This is a genomic window from Filomicrobium sp. (assembly GCF_025698805.1).
Taxonomy (GTDB): Bacteria; Pseudomonadota; Alphaproteobacteria; order Rhizobiales; family Hyphomicrobiaceae; genus Filomicrobium; species Filomicrobium insigne.
This window is the reverse complement of the sequence record NZ_JAILWT010000002.1, coordinates 645816-662697: the sequence shown is the minus strand read 5'-3', so window position 1 is coordinate 662697 and position 16882 is coordinate 645816. Positions and strand designations below refer to the sequence as shown.

Below are 16882 nucleotides of genomic sequence, written 5' to 3'. Positions count from 1 at the left end.
GTGAGCAAAGATAGAGAAAGAGGCGAAGACTATTGGCTCGCGAGGCCCGCGACGATCGGGTTGCTCAAGAAGCTGTTTATTGCCGCGCTTGTTCTCCTCGTGCTCGCCGACTTTACCGTTGAGCATCATTCGTACTTCGGCATCGATGGCACATTTGGATTTGGGGCGTGGGTTGGTTTCGTGACGTGCATGGCACTCATCGCCGTCGCAAAGATGTTCGGCACGCTGCTCAAGAGGCCAGACAGCTACTATGACAACTAGTCTGATCATCCCTCCCGGCTTAGTCCTCATTTTAGGCGGCCTGTTGATGCCGCTGTTAGCGCGCGTCGGCTTGCGCTCGCTCGTGCTCATTGTGTTGCCTGTTGTGACGCTTTGGCTCGTTTGGACGCCGCCGCTGGGCGCAACGCTGACAACTCCCTTCCTTGGCTTTGAGCTCATCCTCGTTCAGACAAGCGAACTGGCGCGCGTTTTCGCGACTGTGTTTTCCCTCATGGGATTCTTGGGCGGGCTCTTCGCGCTTCGGCAGCAAAATACGCTCGAACTGGCTGCGGCGTTTGTCTATGCGGGAAGCGCCATCAGCGTCACTATGGCCGGCGATCTGATTACCGTCTTCATCTTCTGGGAGGTGATGGCGATCGCGTCCACGGTGGTTATCTGGTGTGGCGGCGCGAAAGCGCGACCGGCAGGGATGCGCTATGCCGCGATCCATATGCTGGGCGGCGCTCTGCTCATGGCAGGTATTGCAGGAGAGATCGCTGCCACTGGATCGACGGCGTTTACAGCGATGGATACGTCGACCGTGCCGCGCATGCTCATCCTGGCTGGAATTCTTATCAACGCCGGCGCGCCACCGTTGTCGGCGTGGCTTCCAGATGCTTATCCAGAGTCGTCTTGGACGGGGATGGTGTTCCTGTCCGCGTTCACGACAAAGGTGGCGGTTTTCGTTCTGTTGCGGGGTTTTCCCGGAACGGAAATTCTAATTCCCATCGGCTTTGTCATGGTGTTTTACGGGATTATCTACGCGATCCTGGAAAACGACGTGAGGCGCATCCTGGCGTATTCGATCGTCAACCAAGTTGGCTTCATGGTGATCGCGATCGGCATCGGCACCGAGATGGCGCTCAATGGCGCCGCGGCACATGCCTTCGTTCACATCATTTACAAAGCGCTGTTGCTGATGGCGACGGGATCAGTGCTTCTGGCCACCGGTAAGCGCAAGTGCACGGAACTCGGAGGCCTCTTCCGTTCGATGCCGCTGACGGCTGTGTGTTGCATCATCGGTGCGCTTTCGATTTCGGCATTTCCCTGGACGTCAGGCTTTATCGCCAAATCACTGATCAGCGGTGCTGCTGCGAAAGAGCATATGGAGACTGTGTATCTCCTGCTGGTCGTGGCTTCCGCAGGTGTTCTCCTGCCCGATATCAAGGTTCCCTGGTTCGTCTTTTTCCACAAGGACTCTGGTCTCCGGCCGAAAGATCCGCCGTGGAATATGGGCCTGGCGATGATCATTCTGTCGATCTTCTGCGTCGGGATCGGGGTGTTCCCGGCAGCCCTTTACGGGATGCTTCCCTACCCGGTGGATTACGAGCCCTATACGCCGGACCATATCGTCTATCAGCTTCAGCTCCTGCTCTTCGGCGCGTTGGCCTTCTACCTGACGCTCGGCTGGCTGAAGCAAACCAACACGATTACGCTTGACGTGGATTGGCTATGGCGGCGGCCAGGACCGGCCATTGCGGCTTTCCTCGATCGCTTTGCTGGATACACCTGGGAATGGTTTGTGGATCTGGTGACGGCGACAGCGATGCGGCTTTACCGCCTCGTGCATAGCCATCATGGGCCACAGGGCATTTTTGGACGGACGTGGCCCACCGGCACGATGGCATTCTGGACAACGGTGATGCTCGGCGCTGTCGTCATCATGTCGTACTTCCAGTAAGCACGCGGAATGTCCGCGTGTTTGCCGGGCGTTTTAAATCAGGTCGGCTTCCGCTGTGGCACGGGTCGCGTTGTTATCTGGATCGGCGATGAGGCCCAGTGCGTATTGCACGGGTCTGAATGAGCGACGATGCAGGGGTGTGACGCCGTGACGGCTCAAAGCTTCACGGTGCTCGGGGGTGCCATAACCCTTGTGGCGTTCAAACCCATAGGCTGGATAGTCGCGTGCGAGCTTACGCATGATCCTGTCGCGCGTGACCTTGGCGATGATCGAAGCTGCTGCGATCGAAAGACATTTCGCGTCACCACGGACGATGGTGCGTGTGGCGCACTTGATTTTCGGGGCGCGGTTGCCGTCAATCAGAGCCAACCTTGGGGCGATTTCTAATTGGGATACAGCATGGCTCATAGCCCACATCGTGGCGTTGAGGATGTTGTCTGTGTCGATGCGTGCGACGTCTGCGATGCCTACCGCAAAACGGCTTGTGGCTACGATCCGCGCGTAGACCGTTTCGCGCCCGTTCTCGTCGAGAGCTTTGGAATCGGTAATTCCGTCCGGGATGTTGTCGGGGTCGAGAATCACGGCAGCCGCTACCACCGGACCTGCCCAAGGTCCGCGACCAGCTTCATCAATGCCGGCAATAGGTCCCGGAATGAGAGCCATTTCGGCGCTCTCCAGCTCGAATGTCGGCAGCAGGCGTGAATCGCGAATCTTCATTCCGCGATTTTCCCGTGCCGGGGTTCAGAAGCAAAGCGCGTACGCCGAGTTTCAACGGGATTTGGCGACGCCTGTTACCGCATTGAGACTCGCGGGTGCAGTTTTACGCATCTAACCCAGCGTTTCAACGTGCCTTAGAGCAAGGGAAATTGTCCGCCTTGAGGTGTGGGCCTGCGGAACAGATCCGTTCGCAACGGCAGGTTGGGCGTATCCATTCCGATGCGTTTAAGTGCCAGACGAAATCGTTTTGCGATCTGCTCGGCGTAGGGGCCGGTTCCTCGTTGGCGCATGTGAAAGGTTGACGTGTAGTCGCGGCCGCCATGCATGGATTGCATTAACGCGATCACGCGCCGTGCGCGGTCAGGGAACTCGGTTTCGAGCCATTGCCGAAAAAGATCTTTGATTTCTAGGGGCATGCGTAACAGGACGTAGCCAGCCGCCAAGGCTCCAGCGTCGTGGACGGCCTTGAGGATGGCTTCGATTTCATGATCGGTGAGGGCTGGGATGATGGGGGCGACCATTGCGAAGGTCGGGATGCCGGCAGCGCTGAGTTGGCGGATGGCTTCGAGTCTTTTGGGAGGTGTCGCGGCGCGCGGTTCCATCGCACGGGCGAGCTTGCGGTCCAACGTCGTGACAGATAGGGCAACTTTGGCCAAGCCCTTGGCCGCCATTGGCGCAAGTATGTCGATATCACGGGTGACGAGAGCGGATTTGGTCACAATGGCCACGGGGTGGTCGGTCGCGGCCAAGACTTCGAGAATTCTGCGCGTAATCGCTAATCGTCGTTCGACGGGTTGGTACGGATCCGTGTTGGTTCCAAGCGCGATCGTTTTGACACGATAGCCTGGCTTGGCGAGTTCCCGTTCCAGCAAGCGCGCGGCTTCCGGCTTTACGTAGAGTTCCGTTTCGAAGTCCAGGCCAGCGGAGTGTCCCAAGTAGCAGTGGGATGGGCGTGCGTAGCAATAGATGCAGCCGTGCTCGCAGCCTCGGTATGGATTTATGGATTGGTCGAACGAGATGTCAGGGCTGTCATTAGTTGTGATGATGGTTCGGGCGGTATCGGTGCGAAGTCGCGTTGTGAAGCCGTCCAGGCTTTGCAAGCCCTCCCAGCCATCGTCGAATTCTTCGCGGGTCTGATTTTCAAAACGACCGGTGGCGTTGGAGCGGGCGCCGCGCCCCCGGCGCCGGTCCTCATGGATCAGTCTTGAACTTTGCGGTGTCTCGTTGGGATGGGACATGATGTCAAACCGGGTGTTCAAAACGGCTGCAATTCGCGGAGAGGGGTTCTAAAGTGCCAAAACTTAAAACTGTTCTCGGAACAAATCAAGAACATAGAGGCTGACTTGCAACTCGCTGTATCGAGTTGGGCCGACATGGCTTGTTGTCCGAGGATGCTCCGTGCGAGACAAAGACTATGATTTCCGTAGTCATCCCGACGCTCAATGCCGAGGCCTCACTGCCTGGCTGCCTGGCTGCACTCGTTCCGGGTGCGGTTGACGGAGTCGTCCGCGAGGTCATCATCGCAGATGGCGGTTCCGAGGATGCGACGGCGCTGATTGCGGACCAGGCTGGCGCACGCTGGCAGAAGTCCGAGCGTGGGCGCGGTCAACAGATCACGTGCGGTGCTTCGCTGGCTCGTTCAGATTGGTTGCTCATCTTGCACGCGGACACAATTCTCGAGTCCGGATGGGAGCGTGAGGTCGGAGCTTTCATTGAAAAGGTGGAGAGTGGCCGGCGGTCTCAGACAGCCGCTGTGTTTCGCTATGCCCTCGATGATGACGGGGCTCTGCCACGCTTCCTGGAAACGATGGTGAATATACGCGCGAGCTTGATGGGGGCGCCATATGGCGACCAGGGCTTGCTGATTTCGCGAAAGCTCTTCGATGAGATCGGTGGTTACCGCCCGATGGCCATCATGGAAGACCTCGATATCGTTCGCAGGCTTGGGTGGAGCAGATTGGCCGTCTTGCGGTCGCGGGCGATCACGTCAGCTGCGCGTTATCGCAAGGATGGCTATTTCAAACGTATCGCGCGCAATCAGCTTTGTTTGGCGATGTACATGTTGGGTGTCCCGGTGACGCGCATCGCACGGTTCTACGAGGGCGTCTCGGTAAGTGACGATGAACGCAACGCTGCGGCAGAGGCCGTACAATCCGACGTGAAATCTTGATGAAGGAAGAAAGCGCTCGCCGTAGCCCGACTGCGTTCGCGCGGCATCTCGTTGTGATGGCGAAGCTTCCCGTTGCCGGACGCGTGAAGACGCGGTTAGCGCGGGGTGTCGGTGTTGGACGGGCTGTCAGTTTTTATCGCGCGGGTCTGGCTGCTGCGTTGGGCCGCGTCAGTCAGGCGAGACGCTGGACGACCTACGTCGCTGTTGCGCCGGATTCAGGTATCTACGAACCGGTGTGGCCGATCTCCTGTCGCCGCATTGCGCAGGGCCGAGGCGATCTCGGTCAACGCATGCAGCGGGTCATGGATGGCTTGCCACCGGGCCCTGTCGTCATCATTGGCTCGGATGTTCCAGAAATAAGATCCGAACACATCGCCAGCGCATTTAAAATTCTGGCAAGCGCGGACGTGGTGCTAGGTCCCTCTCCGGACGGCGGGTATTGGCTGGTCGGTTTGCGGCGGCGTCCGCGTATCGCGCGCATATTCGACCGCGTGCGTTGGTCGCATGCGGAAACATTATCTGATACTTTGGCCAACGCAGTCGGGTTACAAGTGTGTTGGCTCGAACAGCTTGATGATGTGGATGACGCCGATGATCTTGCGCGGTTAAGCGAACGTGCTGGGCGTCGTATTCCGAGCCCGCCAAACATATTTTCCTGACTTTGATCTGTATTGCGGCCCATGTGGATCACGTGACACATTGGGCTCAGTCAAGATTACATCGCCAGTATGGGTTTCTGCGGCGGATTATGCTCGCTATATTGGAATGACTGCGTTTCGCGTCGGCGACCGGGGAGTCGCTGAGTCGGGTTGGGGCACGAATGTCTGAGTCACAAAGTTACTCGCCGGCACAGCTCTTGGCGATAGGCCAGCGCGCCGAAGCCGAGGGCAAGTTTGACTACGCGACGCAGTTTTATTCTCATCTTGCAGACCATTACAGAAATACGCCCGAAGCGCATGAAGCGCTGTATGGGCTGCAGCGCATTGAACGCTATGTGCAGGCGCAAGCGGCCCAGACGCACAACCCTCAGCCGCAGGCTCCGCGGCGGGACGCCTCACCATCCTATCCATTGCAACAGAGGCAACCTTCGTCGCAAACAGGAGGGCGCGGCGCGGCGAGGACTGCGCAACCTGGCCCTCGTCACGAATGGCCACAGGCGGCGCAGCCAGAGCGTCCCAATTTGGCGGGGAACATCGCATCCGCGAGGTCGTCGCTTCCGGCGCCTGTTCACGACGATGAGCTAGAAGACGATGCACGGCTTCCGCGACTTGTCGCGCGCGCAGGCAGATCAGACGAAGATGAGTACGCGCATGGCGTGCCGGAGTATCGGATCGGTCGGTTTATGGCGGTCGTGCTGGCTGCTGTTGGCTGGTTCTTGCTGGTTGTTGGACTGGTGGTGCTGCTTGCGGGGCTTGCTGGTGTCCCTGCTTCCTTCAGTGCGGCGGGGCTTCTGGGGCTGCCGCTGGGCGTCGAGCTCGGGCTTGGGGCCATCGTAACAGGTGTCATATTGCTGTTTGTGTCCCAGTTGGGCCGCGCTGTTTTCGATTCTGCAAGCGCAGCCCGCGAACTGGTGGAGATGGAACGAACGAAGTCGGGGCGATAGAGCTCACCCATTCTCTGTTCTGGGTCTTTCGGGCCGATGGCCCATCAACTCGCGCGGTGTTCCTCCAGGCGCGGCATGATCTCCACGAAGTTGCAGGGCCGGTGGCGATTGTCGAGCTGCCACCTGAGAATTCCTTCCCAGGCATCGCGACAAGCTCCGGGCGAGCCGGGCACGCAGAAGATATAGGTCCCTTTGGCGACGCCAGCACAGGCGCGCGATTGGATCGTTGATGTCGCGATCTTCTGGTAGGACAATATATGGAAGACGACGGAGAAGCCTTCGATATCTTTTTCGAAAAGAGGACGAACGGCTTCGGGCGTCACGTCCCGGCCGGTAAATCCGGTTCCTCCAGTCGTGATGACGACGTCGATATTGGGATCATCAATCCAACCCTTCACCACAGTCTGTATGGCGGCAACATCGTCGGCGACCAGATTGCGATCTGCAACTTCATGGCCAGCGGCTGTGATCATCTCCGCAAGCAAGCTGCCGGATTTGTCTTCTTTCTTGGTGCGGGTGTCGGACATCGTCAGAACTGCGATGCGCACCGGTAGAAAGGGACGAGATTCATCGATCTTCGACATTGCGTTCGTTGCCTTTGATTGCGCCATTCAATGGGCCGGGGCGTGCCGGCGGCCCCGCAAGAGGTGGCGCACCGGACAAGCGCGGGCCGGGTCAGTTTGGCCGCTTGCAGCAGGCCAGTAAAGCCTCGGACGGCAGACACTGGAGTTGAGAGTCTGGAGCCGCGGATCGCGTTGTCTATGAGAAGCTCGTTTAGTTCAAGCCGCGTTGCGACTCTGAGTGGCAACGGGGATGAGCAAATCGGTTTTGACAGTCGTGGGTGCGGAAAAATCCGGAGGGTCGAGAAAGATCGTAATCAAAGGACGGCTGCGATCGGCCGCATAATGGTTGGTGCCCGCCAGGTGAGATTGTATCGATGCAAACGCGGCGGAGATTTCGGCGCACGGTCCAACAAAGCGACTGCGGGCGAATGCTCCGCCGGGCAGACGATCAAACGGACAGTCGTCCAGGGGCGGTAATTTCCGAATGCCGTCAATTTCGACGCAAGCGATGTAGCTGTTGCCGTGGTAGCTTTCGGTCATCGCAGGGCCGAACTCAAGGCCGTAGCGTGTGATTACGAGTCCCGAGATGGCGTTCCGTTGCAGCCAGGCCTCAATGCGCTGCCAGGCCGTGCGCGCCGCCACGGTGCCATTGCCGCTGACCCGCGTGCACGTAATTTGCTTTGGGCGAAGGTAGACTAAACCCACTGACACGTTGGTGTTCCCTCAGGGCCTTTGATTTCGATTTCGCGATGACTGTCAGCAATTGAGGCGAGTTGTCCGCGAAATTTGTTTTTCAGGACCTAAGTTCTCGGCAATAACTATATGAATATTTTATGCGAATTTTAACTGAGTTGAGGTCAGTCCGATGACTTCGATAACGCTTCGCGGATGTTGAGAAGATCGCGCCATGCGAGTCTCTTGGCGGCAGGTGTGCGCAACAGATAGGCCGGGTGCAGGCTTGCAAAAGCCTTGATGGATGCGTCGCCAACTTCGATCTGCTTCCATTTGCCGCGAAGGCGCATAATTCCTTCACTGGCATTGAACATCGACTTCGCTGCGGCACCGCCCAGGACGAGAATTATCTCAGGGGCGACCAGTTGGATCTGGCGATCCAAGAACGGTCGACAAACCTGAGCTTCCTGCGGCGTTGGCGTGCGGTTTCCAGGCGGGCGCCAATAAACGATGTTGGTAATGTGGACATCGTTCTCGCTGAGATCGATTGCGCCCAGCATACGGTCCAACAACTTGCCGGCGCGGCCGACAAATGGGCGCCCCTCGAGATCTTCGTCGCGGCCGGGTGCTTCTCCGATGATCATGAGACGGGCCTGCTCTGCGCCACGATAAACGCACGTATTCTTGGCGGTCGCCTTCAACGCGCAGCCTTCAAATCGTTCAAGTGCGGCGCGTAATTCCGAGAGTGAATTGACCGCGGCAGCCGCTTGCCGTGCGCTGCCAGCGCCTACCGCTTGTGGCGTGACCGGCGTGAATCTCGACGCTTGCTGTGTTCTTGGGGGCTGCTCGCCGCCAGTCGCACGACGGTTGGGTGTCGGGGGCGGAGAAGGTGGCGGAGAGGGTGAGGTGGGGGCTGTTCCCGTACCCTGGTGGGCAGCGCCGCTTAGGGCAGCACGAACCGCCTCCCCGGGAGCTGTTCCGGGGCGTTCCATCCAGTTCAATGGCTCGCCGGCAAGCACGCTGTCGATGCCCAATTCGCCGTACCAGGCGAGGAGGGAGACGAGCTGTGTGCGGTCAGGACCTTCCAACATAGCTCTTGTTTAACCTGTTGGCTGTCGAAATACACCGACTTTGGCAACTTCTAGCTAGATGCGACTTGCGGTTTGCTTGACGGTATTGGGGCAGGCAACCTAATCCAAGGGTTTGACGCGATACATTAGGAAGGTGAGATGGAACGGAACGAGGCTGAACTGGCACCACGGGACTCAATGGATTTCGACGTTGTGATCGTCGGGGCCGGGCCAGCCGGGCTTGCGGCAGCCATCCGTCTCATGCAACTCGCCCAAGAGGCTGAACAGGAACTTTCTGTCGTCGTCCTGGAAAAGGGGTCGGAGGTCGGTGCGCACATTTTGTCCGGCGCTGTAATTGATCCGTCGGGGCTCGATAGCCTTATTCCCGACTGGCGAAGCAAAGGTGCGCCGCTTACGACGCAAGTCAAAAAAGACCGCTTCCTTTATCTCGGGGCCGCCGGGGAGCTGGCTCTGCCGAATTTCCTGATGCCGCCTTTGATGAACAATCACGGCAATTATATCGGCAGCCTCGGGGATCTGACGCGCTGGCTCGGTGAACAGGCGGCTGAGTTGGGCGTCGAAGTTTATCCGGGCTTTGCAGCCAGCGAGATCCTCTACAGCGAGGACGGCAGTGCCGTCGTCGGCGTGGCGACCGGCGACATGGGCGTTGGTCGCGACGGGGTTCCGAAGGAGAGCTTTACCCGTGGTATGGAGCTTCGCGGCAAGTATACTTTGTTCGCTGAGGGAGCTCGAGGCTCACTGACCAAGCAGCTGACGGCAGACTTCAAGCTGGATGAGGGTTGCCAACCGCAGAAATACGGTATCGGCCTCAAAGAAGTTTGGGAGATTAAGCCGGAAAATCATCAGCCGGGGCTGGTGCAGCATTCTTTTGGCTGGCCGCTAGACAATAAGACGGGTGGCGGGTCCTTCCTCTACCACTACGGAGAGAATCTTGTCTCCGTTGGGTTTGTTGTTCATCTCAACTACGAGAACCCTTATCTCTCGCCCTATGATGAGTTTCAGCGCTTCAAGACGCATCCCGCGATCGCGCCAATCTTCGAAGGCGGCAAGCGCATCGCCTATGGCGCGCGCGCGATCACGGAGGGCGGTTGGCAGTCGCTTCCTCAGTTGGTCTTCGCGGGTGGCGCGTTGCTTGGATGCGCGGCGGGTATGGTGAACGTTCCCCGCATCAAGGGAAGCCACAATGCCATTTTGTCTGGCAAGGCGGCTGCGGAAGCTGCGTTCGCAGCCATTCAGGACGGGCGGTCTCACGACATTCTCGCAGCTTACGAGGAGGAGGTGCGCACCGGGGCCATCGCGCGCGATTTGAAACCTGTGCGAAACGTGAAGCCGTTATGGTCGCGTTTCGGAACCTTCGCGGGGATCATGCTCGGCGGCATCGATATGTGGGCGAATACGATCCTCAAGGGTGTCGGCTTCGGCTATACCCTCAAGCATGGAAAGCCGGATTACGCGGCTATTCGCCGTGCGGCGTCCGCACGTAAGATTGAGTATCCGAAACCCGACGGCGTTCTTACCTTTGATAAGCTCACGAACGTTTCTTTCTCAGGAACCAACCATGAGGAAGATCAGCCTGTTCATCTACGATTGGCCGACCCTAATATTCCGATTTCGGTGAATTTGCCTGAGTTCGCGGAGCCCGCACAACGCTATTGTCCGGCGGGCGTTTATGAAGTCATCGACGATGGTGCGGGTGATCCGCGCTTCCAAATCAACGCGCAGAACTGTGTTCACTGCAAGACGTGTGACATCAAAGATCCCAGTCAGAATATTAACTGGGTGTGTCCTGAGGGAGGTGGCGGGCCCAATTATCCCAGCATGTAGAGCTTCAATCTGGCCATAGCAGAATGGGCAGATTGACGAAATTAACATGCTTTTTTGAAGGCATGGCCATCGCATGGCCTCTTTCGGAGATAACGAGTCGCCAACCTACCTCTTTTGTTGTTAGCCTAGCGGCTAGGGGAATCAGGCATGGTCTCGTCTGGAAGAGCTATCAAGGAACCGTTGGCATGAGATTCTCGCGCAGTTCTGGCGTTGGCTTGCCTTTGTTGACCTGTTCAGCTCTGGTGCTTTCTGTCTTTTGGTCCGATGCGCCCGTGCAGGCCCGGACAACCGACGACACCTATCTTTCGCATTCCTTGGCTGGGAGCTATCTGGCGGGGCGGTTTGCACGTGCCAACCATGAGACGGGTCTGGCTGCAGAATTTTATCGCAACGCTTTGGTGCAAGATCCTGAAAGCGATATTCTCTTGGAGCAGAGCTTTCTCATGGAAGCTTCCGAGGGACACTTCGATCGAGCTATCAAGCTGGCTGAGCAACTCATTGTCAGACAGCCGAACCACCGCGTCGCACGCCTCGTCTTGGGCCTTCAGTCCTTCGATGCCGGTGATCTGAAAAAGGCCGAAGCTCACTTCAAAAAGGCTGGGACGGGCCCAATCGGCGAGCTGACGAGCGCAATCGCTCAGGCATGGGTGATCCTTGCGGAAGGCGATACGAACCGCGCATTGAATAAGCTCAAGCTGCCGCGGCAGGCGGATTGGGCGCAATTCTACTTGCAATACCATCGGGCTCTGATCGCGGATATCGGCGGTCGGCGATCGGTTGCGCGCGATGCGTACAATCAGGTCTTCGAACAAGATAGCCGGACTTTGCGTACCGCCCTCGCTTTTGCGCGGCATGCGGCAAACGGTAAAAATTTGAAGCAAGCGAAGACGATCCTTCGCAACCATCTTGAAGCGACCAGCGGAGACGGTCATCCGTTGGCGCACGAGCTGATGGATGAGCTCGGGAAGGGTCAAAAGGTCGATTTACTCATCGCCACTCCCCGGCAAGGACTTTCGGAAGTCTTTTATGGTTTGGGCGAGGCGTTGACTGGAGAAGGCGGCGTTTCCATTGGCGTGCTTTATCTGCAAATGGCGCTGTTCCTTGAACCGAAGCAACCGTTTGCGCTCGCGGCTCTGGCTAATGCTCACGAGACGACGAAGCGCTACGACGTGGCCATTGATACTTATCAGCGCATTCCCGATGGCACTCCGCTGCAGGCTGCCATTGATATTCGCCGCGCGTTGAATCTCAATTCACTGGATAAAGTGGATGAAGCCAAAGTGCTTCTGGAGAAGGTTGCGACGAAGAACCCGAAGGACATCAGGGCGCTCGATACTCTCGGCAACATCATGCGCGCCCGTAAACGGTATGACGAAGCCGTTGTCTACTATACGCGTGTGATCGATTTGCTCGGCAGTGACCTTGAGCAGAAGGATTGGGTGCATTTCTATTCGCGCGGTACGTGCTACGAGCGGTTAAAGCGCTGGCCCGAGGCGGAGAAAGATCTGCAACAGGCTCTGAAGCTTAACCCCGATCAGCCGCTTGCTCTCAATTATCTCGGCTATTCCTGGGTCGATCAGAACAAGAATCTGAAAGAGGGCATGAAGCTCATCGAGAAGGCTGTTTCGCTTAAGCCTGATGATGGCTACATCGTCGATAGTTTGGGTTGGGCGCATTACCAGCTTGGCAATTACTCGCGCGCGGTCGGGTTCTTGGAGCAGGCCGTTGAGCTGCGCCCGGAAGATCCTGTTCTAAATGACCATCTTGGCGACGCCTATTGGCGCGTGGGTCGTCATCGCGAGGCTCGTTTCCAATGGGATCAAGCAATAAGCCTCAATCCCGAGCCTGACGATCTCGTCAAGATCAAGAAAAAGCTGTCGGAAGGTTTGCCGATTCGACGGCAGGCAAACGCTGCTCAGGCGGTCAGCGACGAGCCGGCTGTTGATTTCAAGAAAACGCAGCCGGCGGCTGCGGCCTCCGAGGGGCAATCCTCAGTCCCGCTCCCGGCTCGTCGGTAACGTTGAGGGCAGGATACGCGCTCGTAAGAACTGCGGGTCCCCCTTGCCCCTCACTGCACAATTCTAGCTTGGCGTCGCGTCACTGTTCCTGGGCTGACATATCGGCTAGTTCTGCGGACCCGATAATACGGATGTCCGGTGCATGCCACGATCGAACCTCATACTCGAAACAGCGCCAGCGAAGGTGAACCTCAGTCTGCGCGTGCTTGGGCGCCGTGCTGACGGCTATCACGAGATCGAAAGTCTTGTGATGTTCGCTCGTTCAGCGGCTGATCAGGTGCGATTTACGCCAGGGAGAGAGCCGAAGTTAAACCTTTCAGGGCCGTTTGCTTCGGCGCTTAAGGGGGCAAACATCGTGGAGACGGTGCTGGCGCGTATCTTCGACGTGGTCCCGGATATTCAGCTCGGCGAAGTTAGTTTGGATAAGAGGCTTCCCGTCGCATCAGGTGTCGGCGGTGGGTCCGCAGATGCCGCAGCAGTTCTGCGTGCGCTGCGTGTGGCAAACGCGGACTTGGCTTCTACGGTCGACTGGGTGGGGACTGCGGCCGCGCTCGGAGCCGATGTGCCGATGTGCCTTGAAAGTCGGGCTTGCTTTGTGCGCGGCGTGGGTACGGAAGTCCTCCCGCTTTCGGGTTTCCCCCCGTTGGCGATTGTGCTCGCCAATTCTCTTGTAGAGATGCCGTCAGACAAAACTGCGCAAGTCTTCAAACGTCTGGCAGCGCCGGAATATCAAACGGGCGGATCGGATGAGCCGCGAACATGTTTTTCTTCACGTGATGATTTGATTGCTTATGTGGCGAGTGTCGGGAATGACTTGACTGGTCCAGCACTCTCGCTTGCTCCGCAGATCAGTGACGTTGTGCGCGAGCTCAGTGCGAGCCATGGGTGTCGGTATGCGGCGCTTTCAGGCGCCGGCCCCACGTGTTTTGGGCTGTATGACGATCTTCAAACAGCCAAGGAAGCCGCTATGGCGCTTACCGCTCGTCGACCGGATTGGTGGGTGGTTGCCAGTGAACTCGGTTAGACGGCGCGATCAGTGCGCACGGTCGATGCAGAAGGCGATGACGTCCTGCATGGCTTGTTTTTCGGAGCAATCGTTGAAAATCGCCAGGGCGTCGCGTGCAATGGTGCCGTAGGACCGTGCGCGTGCGATCGTTGTTTCGATCGCGTCATGCTGATGCATGAGGGCGATGGCATGTTCCAGATCCCCCTCCTGAATATCACCCTCGCTGATGACACGCGTCCAGAATGTGCGTTCGCTCGCGTTGCCGCGGCGGTAGGCGAGGATGACAGGTAGGGTAACTTTGCCCTCGCGGAAATCGTCACCGATTTCCTTGCCAAGATTCTTGGTGTCGCCGGCATAGTCGAGGGCGTCATCGATGAGCTGGAAGGCGATGCCGAGATTGCGGCCGTAGGACTTCAGACCAGTGAGTTCTTCGATTGGGCGAGCGGCGATTGCGCCACCCGATTCGGCTGCACCTGAGAAGAGCGCTGCTGTCTTGGCGTCAATGATCGCGAGGTATTCATCTTCGGTCGTGGCCAGGTTCTTGGCAGCGGCAAGCTGCATGACCTCACCTTCTGCAATAACTGCGGCGGCATTGGACAGAATGCGCAGCACGGCTAGCGAACCAACGTCCACGAGCATGCGGAAGGCCTGACCAAGCAGGAAGTCTCCCACGAGGACGCTGGCTTGATTGCCCCACAGTATGCGTGCAGCTTTCTTCCCGCGGCGTTCGTCGCTCTCATCAACAACATCATCGTGGAGGAGCGTGGCTGTGTGCATGAATTCAACAGCGGCGGCGACGCGGATATGGCTGTCACCGTCATAGCCAACAAGCTTTGCAGCTGCGATGGTCAGCATCGGGCGTAAACGCTTACCGCCCGAGTCAATCAGGTGGTGGGCCAGCTGAGGAATGAGTTCAACATCGGAAATCGCCTTATCAAGGATCAGGCGGTTAATACCAGCCATGTCCGTCGCGACGAGATCAAGCAACGGCTTGATGCTTTGCGAAGGATCGCGGGCTTCACCGATCGGGACGACAACACCCAATGCTATTTCCTCAGTCTGCTATTATCCGTGGCCTGCAAGAGGTTGCGAGACGCGGAAACACTAAAGACACTTTGCCTACTTCGCACAAGAAACTTAGGAATGAGGTCATCGCGAATGCGCGAATTGATGAGGACCAACGATCCGGTGCTTCTTAGCTACGTAGAGGCACTCCTCACGGAGGTGGGTATCGACGTCACGGTTCTGGATGTCAATATGAGCATTCTAGAAGGTTCATTAGGCGTACTGCCGCGTCGAGCCATGGTTGCGGAACACCATCTCCCCAAGGCAATCAAGGTGTTGCAGGATGCGGACTTGGATCAATGGTTGAGCGATGATGCACGACGTTGATACTTCGCAAAAGGGTGACACAGCGCCATTGTGCCGCAGTGAAATCACGGATGACGACTTCCTGGGCGGGCAATTGAAGGTGTTGCAGCCAGTTCGTGGCTACCGCGCCGGACTGGATGCCGTATTGTTGGCTGCCGCCGTGGAGGCCAACTCAGATCGACGCACGCGGGTTCTTGATGTCGGGGCAGGTGTCGGGACGGTGGGATTATGCGTCGCGCGGCGGCTGCCTTTCGCGGAAGTCGTGTTGTTCGAGCGTGAAGCCGCGTTGGTGGATCTTGCCAGGGAAAATATCACGCGAAACGGGCTAGAAGGCCGTGTGCGAGCCTGTTTGGGCGAGGTGGGCGCGCGTGCGGGGCATTATCTTGAGCGTGAGGGATTGAAAGACGGTAGCTTTACGCATGTTCTCGCTAACCCGCCGTTTTTCGATGACGGATCGGCAACACGTAGTGCGTCGAAGTTACGTGCGGCGGCTCACGTTATGGATGGTGGCGATTTCGAAGTATGGGGCCGGTTTTTGGCGCGTATGGCCGGACCTGCCGGACAGGCGCTTGTCATTCATAAGGCCGACGCGCTGGCCAAAGTTCTCGCCGGACTCGAGGGGCGTTTCGGGCGTATAAGGGTGCTACCGATACGTCCCAGGCCGGGGGAAAATGCAAACCGGGTTATCGTCAGCGGAATTAGGGGCAGCAAGGCGCCGTTGAGTGTCTTGCCGGGCTTTGTTCTGCACGGAGACGGTAATGGTTTTACGCCTGCTGCTGAAGCTATTCTGCGGGAAGGCCGTGGCTTGTACCCTAAATGAGCGCAGAGATAGCCGTGGAGACGACCTAATCCCACCTGTCGGCTCTTGAGGGGCCTTGTCAGAACATCAAAGTGACGGACGCCCCGCGTTCACAATTTTCCATTAAGTGAGGACGTTTATATGTGGCCTTTTAGCCGTCGCCCTGTGGTTCCTGTGCTACGTTTTTCGGGACCTATCGGAATGTCGACTCCCTTGCGTCCGGGTTTGTCCCTGGGGGCGACAGCGGCAGCAATTGAGCGTGCGTTTAGCCTATCGAAATTGCCGTCGGTGGCGGTGCTGATTAATTCGCCCGGTGGCTCACCCGTTCAGTCAAGCCTGATTTTCAAGCGTTTACGTCAGCTCGCACAGGAGAAGGACAAGAAGATCTATGTCTTCTGCGAGGATGTGGCGGCGTCGGGCGGCTACTATCTTGCTGTCGCGGGAGATGAAATTTATGCGGATGCCGCCTCTATTGTTGGGTCAATCGGGGTGATTTCCGCTGGGTTTGGCTTCGTTGACGCCATCGAAAAACTGGGTATCCAACGGCGCGTCTATACAGCGGGGATTGCTAAGGGGCAGCTCGATCCATTTCAGCCCGAGAAGCCGGAGGATGTCGAGCGGCTTAAAGATTTACAGCGTGACGTGCACGATGTGTTCATCGGCGTCGTGAAGGAGCGTCGAGGCAGCAAACTTGCCGTTGTAGATTCGGAAGTATTTTCCGGAGCTTTTTGGTCTGCGAAGCGTGCTCTGGACATCGGGTTGATCGACGGGATCACGGACGTGCGCACGAAGATGCGTGAGCTTCATGGCGATAAGGTTGTTCTGCGTATGGTTCCGACGGCGCGCAGTGGGTTGCTCGGCGCGATGCGGCGTCCACCTTCTGCTCAGGAGTTCATTGCAAATCCCGGATCGTTGGCAGATGATCTCGTGTCCGCGATCGAGGCGCGTGCGCTCTGGTCGCGGTATGGATTGTAGGATGCCAGCATGGTCGTGATCGGCCAGTGTTGAGAGGCCTTTAAAGATGCCACCTCTAATCCTCTTGGCTGTCGCGGGCCTTGGCGCTTATGCCGGGTACCGATTAGTTCGTAGTGGAATACGCAAATCGATCA

At 57.8% G+C, this 16882-nt stretch carries 17 protein-coding genes; 11 read left to right on the top strand and 6 right to left on the bottom strand.

The features are described from left to right. Together K5845_RS06810 and K5845_RS06805 are read left to right on the top strand one after the other, a co-directional pair. On the top strand, nt 1-261 hold the full coding sequence (locus tag K5845_RS06810; RefSeq protein ID WP_076605429.1) for a hypothetical protein: 261 nt from the start codon (nt 1-3) through the stop codon (nt 259-261). Further along, entirely contained in the window at nt 251-1939 is a 1689-nt protein-coding gene (locus K5845_RS06805) for a Na(+)/H(+) antiporter subunit D (protein WP_046479494.1), read from the top strand. The genes K5845_RS06810 and K5845_RS06805 overlap by 11 nt, the downstream gene beginning before the upstream one ends. A gap of 33 nt (nt 1940-1972) precedes the next feature. Here K5845_RS06805 and rnhB read toward each other — a convergent pair whose 3' ends face one another. Together rnhB and K5845_RS06795 are read right to left on the bottom strand one after the other, a co-directional pair. Further along, complete coding sequence (gene rnhB / locus K5845_RS06800; RefSeq protein WP_090228109.1) at nt 1973-2656, bottom strand: ribonuclease HII; 684 nt, start codon at nt 2654-2656, stop codon at nt 1973-1975. A gap of 134 nt (nt 2657-2790) precedes the next feature. Then, a complete protein-coding gene (locus K5845_RS06795; protein ID WP_046479495.1) occupies nt 2791-3894 on the bottom strand; it encodes a PA0069 family radical SAM protein in 1104 nt (367 codons plus the stop codon). 176 nt (nt 3895-4070) lie between these two features. Between K5845_RS06795 and K5845_RS06790 the strand changes: the two genes are divergently transcribed. From K5845_RS06790 to K5845_RS06780, 3 genes are all read left to right on the top strand, one after another. Further along, the gene (locus K5845_RS06790) at nt 4071-4826 is read left to right on the top strand and encodes a TIGR04283 family arsenosugar biosynthesis glycosyltransferase (RefSeq protein WP_076605357.1); all 756 of its coding nucleotides are present in this window, start codon (nt 4071-4073) and stop codon (nt 4824-4826) included. Beyond that, entirely contained in the window at nt 4826-5485 is a 660-nt protein-coding gene (locus tag K5845_RS06785; RefSeq protein ID WP_287958687.1) for a TIGR04282 family arsenosugar biosynthesis glycosyltransferase, read from the top strand. Before K5845_RS06790 ends, K5845_RS06785 begins: the two co-directional genes overlap by 1 nt. Nucleotides 5486-5646: 161 nt before the next feature. Beyond that, nucleotides 5647-6429 (top strand): hypothetical protein, encoded by a 783-nt coding sequence (locus K5845_RS06780; protein ID WP_046479497.1) that lies wholly within the window; start codon nt 5647-5649, stop codon nt 6427-6429. A 44-nt stretch (nt 6430-6473) separates the two neighbouring features. Here K5845_RS06780 and moaB read toward each other — a convergent pair whose 3' ends face one another. The 3 genes from moaB to K5845_RS06765 all read right to left on the bottom strand — a co-directional run bounded on the left by moaB (nt 6474) and on the right by K5845_RS06765 (nt 8755). Continuing rightward, the gene (gene moaB, locus K5845_RS06775; protein WP_287958686.1) at nt 6474-7013 is read right to left on the bottom strand and encodes a molybdenum cofactor biosynthesis protein B; all 540 of its coding nucleotides are present in this window, start codon (nt 7011-7013) and stop codon (nt 6474-6476) included. A 195-nt stretch (nt 7014-7208) separates the two neighbouring features. Further along, the gene (locus K5845_RS06770) at nt 7209-7703 is read right to left on the bottom strand and encodes a GyrI-like domain-containing protein (protein WP_287958685.1); all 495 of its coding nucleotides are present in this window, start codon (nt 7701-7703) and stop codon (nt 7209-7211) included. Between the two features lie 146 nt (nt 7704-7849). Then, nucleotides 7850-8755 (bottom strand): uracil-DNA glycosylase, encoded by a 906-nt coding sequence (locus K5845_RS06765; protein WP_287958684.1) that lies wholly within the window; start codon nt 8753-8755, stop codon nt 7850-7852. A 138-nt stretch (nt 8756-8893) separates the two neighbouring features. On the opposite strand from K5845_RS06765, the gene K5845_RS06760 reads away from it, so the two are divergent. The 3 genes from K5845_RS06760 (at nt 8894) to K5845_RS06750 (ending at nt 13621) form a co-directional block, all read left to right on the top strand. Further along, on the top strand, nt 8894-10579 hold the full coding sequence (locus K5845_RS06760) for an electron transfer flavoprotein-ubiquinone oxidoreductase (protein ID WP_287958683.1): 1686 nt from the start codon (nt 8894-8896) through the stop codon (nt 10577-10579). A 185-nt stretch (nt 10580-10764) separates the two neighbouring features. Next, entirely contained in the window at nt 10765-12597 is a 1833-nt protein-coding gene (locus tag K5845_RS06755; RefSeq protein ID WP_287958682.1) for a tetratricopeptide repeat protein, read from the top strand. 142 nt (nt 12598-12739) lie between these two features. Then, a complete protein-coding gene (locus K5845_RS06750; RefSeq protein ID WP_287958681.1) occupies nt 12740-13621 on the top strand; it encodes a 4-(cytidine 5'-diphospho)-2-C-methyl-D-erythritol kinase in 882 nt (293 codons plus the stop codon). A 9-nt stretch (nt 13622-13630) separates the two neighbouring features. On the opposite strand, the gene K5845_RS06745 is transcribed toward K5845_RS06750, so the two are convergent. After that, complete coding sequence (locus tag K5845_RS06745; protein ID WP_046479502.1) at nt 13631-14647, bottom strand: polyprenyl synthetase family protein; 1017 nt, start codon at nt 14645-14647, stop codon at nt 13631-13633. A 114-nt stretch (nt 14648-14761) separates the two neighbouring features. On the opposite strand from K5845_RS06745, the gene K5845_RS06740 reads away from it, so the two are divergent. The 3 genes from K5845_RS06740 to K5845_RS06730 all read left to right on the top strand — a co-directional run bounded on the left by K5845_RS06740 (nt 14762) and on the right by K5845_RS06730 (nt 16748). Then, a complete protein-coding gene (locus K5845_RS06740; RefSeq protein ID WP_046479503.1) occupies nt 14762-14995 on the top strand; it encodes a putative signal transducing protein in 234 nt (77 codons plus the stop codon). Next, nucleotides 14979-15794: a tRNA1(Val) (adenine(37)-N6)-methyltransferase gene (locus tag K5845_RS06735; protein WP_287958680.1), complete on the top strand. Its 816-nt coding sequence runs from the start codon at nt 14979-14981 to the stop codon at nt 15792-15794. Before K5845_RS06740 ends, K5845_RS06735 begins: the two co-directional genes overlap by 17 nt. 180 nt (nt 15795-15974) lie before the next feature. Then, on the top strand, nt 15975-16748 hold the full coding sequence (locus K5845_RS06730; RefSeq protein ID WP_342027535.1) for a S49 family peptidase: 774 nt from the start codon (nt 15975-15977) through the stop codon (nt 16746-16748). Nucleotides 16749-16882: the final 134 nt, after the last annotated feature.